The organism is Clostridium sp. UBA6640 (assembly GCF_002455975.1).
Lineage (GTDB): Bacteria > Bacillota > Clostridia > Clostridiales > Clostridiaceae > Clostridium_J.
The window spans coordinates 785-2,747 of record NZ_DKLM01000086.1 but is presented as its reverse complement, the minus strand read 5'-3'; the positions used below and the strand labels follow the sequence as shown (position 1 = coordinate 2,747).

Genomic DNA, 1,963 nt, shown 5'->3' with positions numbered 1-1,963 from the left:
CATAAGTTAAATTTTTATTAGGGAACCCTATAAAAGTATATGGATATTATATTATGGGAAATAAATTCTCTATAGAAATAGCTTAAATTCTAAGAAATTCATAATTAATAGTTAGTAATGGAGGATTTAGCTGAGGGTTTTAACCATTATTACTCTTATTATATTTGGCCAGTTATTTTATTACGAAGCATAAGGAGGAGAGAGGTATTATGAATAAAATGCTTGAGGTAAAAAAGTGGGCTGTTTTGGGTGCAACAGATGATCAAAGTAAATTTGGATACAAAATATTAAAAAGGTTAGGAGAAAAAGGTTATACAGTATACGGTATAAATCCTAAATATGATGAAATTGAAGGAATGAAAATAGCTTCTTCTGTAGAACAATTACCAGAAAAGGTAGAAGGTATAAGCATAATTGTAAATCCTAAAATTGCATTAAATTCTCTAGAAACCATAAAAGAACATGGAATAAAGAACCTTTGGTTCCAACCAGGTTCCTATAATGATGAAGTAATAAATAAAGCAAAGGAATTAGGATTCAATATAGAAAATAATCAATGTTTATATGTTGAACTTGGAAAACTGTAGAATTAAGAATTAAGTGTGAAGGATGAAGAATTAAGGTTGAAATTNNAACATACAATAGACTTGTTTCATTAGATCAACAGGTGAAAACCGCTGAAGCAAATATTGATGCTCAGCTTCAAAGAAGATCAGATTTAATACCAAATTTGGTGTCTACCGTTCAGGGTTATGCATCGCAAGAAAAGGAAATTTTTACATCAATTGCAGACTCTAGAGCAAAATTATCTGGTGCTCGAACAGTAGAGGAAAGAGCTAATGCAGATGCAGAGCTTTCAAATGCATTATCAAGACTTTTAGTAGTTGTAGAAAATTATCCAGAATTAAAATCAAATCAAAACTTTAAGGATTTAACTATTGCCTTAGAAGGAACAGAAAATAGAATAGCAATTGGAAGAGAAGATTATAATAGAATTGTCTCTGCCTATAATAGTAGAAGAAGAAAATTTCCAACTAACATTGTAGCTTCTATGTTTGGATTTGAGGAAAAACAATTCTATAAAGCAGCTGAAGGTGCTAGAGAAGTTCCAAAAGTTGAGTTTAAGTAAGTGATAATCTATGAGAAGGCTAATTAAAAATAATAAGTTAAAACTTTTAATTTTAAGCTTTTTTTTATTATTTACTTTTATATTCCCTAAAGATATATGGGCAATAAATTTTCCTAAAGTTACAGAATATAAATATGTAAATGACTATGCAGGAATACTAGATAAGAAAAGTGAAGAGCAATTTCTAGCAATAGGAGGAGAAGTTGAAAGAAAAACTTCTGCAGAAATGACTGCTGTAATAATAAAATCTTTAGATGATTATCCTATTGAAGATTATGCTAATAAGCTTTTTAGAACTTGGGGAGTAGGCAAAAAAGATAAAGACAATGGGCTTTTAATACTTGTAGCAGTAGAAGATAGAGAGTGGAGAGTTGAAGTAGGAAGAGGCCTTGAAGGAGCCATACCAGACATATTCTCAAATCGAGTGATGGAAGAGGTTGCAAAACCTAGATTTAGAAATGGAGAATATAGTTTAGGTCTCTTAGAGGCATATAGCACATTTGCTGATGCTATTGCTAAAGAATATGGTGTGACCTTAGAAAAAAATTTAAAAATATCCACTGTCGAAAAAGACACCAATTCTATTTTTGGAAATATAGGTATAGGCATTATAATATTCTTAGTAATAATAGACGTTATGTTTAATAGAGGAAGAATATGTAGAATGTTATTCTATAGCAGCCTTGGAAGAAGAAATGGAAGAGGTGGAAGAGGCGGATCAGGCGGAGGTTTCGGAGGTTCCTCAGGAGGCGGTGGAGGCTTCGGTGGAGGCTCATCCGGTGGCGGAGGTTCATCTGGACGCTGGTAGTTAAATAATTAAGAATTAAGCATGAA

General features: G+C 31.9%; 3 protein-coding genes. All 3 read left to right on the top strand.

Annotation, left to right across the window (positions count from 1 at the left end; translation table 11 throughout):
- Positions 1–209 precede the first annotated feature (209 nt).
- The 3 genes from B2W91_RS10025 to B2W91_RS10015 all read left to right on the top strand — a co-directional run bounded on the left by B2W91_RS10025 (position 210) and on the right by B2W91_RS10015 (position 1,937).
- Positions 210–587 (top strand): CoA-binding protein, encoded by a 378-nt coding sequence (locus B2W91_RS10025; protein WP_291580458.1) that lies wholly within the window; start codon positions 210–212, stop codon positions 585–587.
- A 29-nt stretch (positions 588–616) separates the two neighbouring features.
- The gene (locus B2W91_RS10020) at positions 617–1,129 is read left to right on the top strand and encodes a LemA family protein (RefSeq protein ID WP_291580516.1); all 513 of its coding nucleotides are present in this window, start codon (positions 617–619) and stop codon (positions 1,127–1,129) included.
- Positions 1,130–1,139: 10 nt separating this feature from the next.
- Positions 1,140–1,937, top strand: coding sequence for a TPM domain-containing protein (locus B2W91_RS10015; protein WP_291580456.1), 798 nt, complete (start codon positions 1,140–1,142; stop codon positions 1,935–1,937).
- Positions 1,938–1,963: the final 26 nt, after the last annotated feature.

Bases quoted from the DNA above. Each gene is read 5' to 3' on its own strand.
- B2W91_RS10015 (WP_291580456.1), top strand. From the start codon at position 1,140: ATGAGAAGGCTAATTAAAAATAATAAGTTAAAACTTTTAATTTTAAGC.
- B2W91_RS10025 (WP_291580458.1), top strand. From the start codon at position 210: ATGAATAAAATGCTTGAGGTAAAAAAGTGGGCTGTTTTGGGTGCAACA.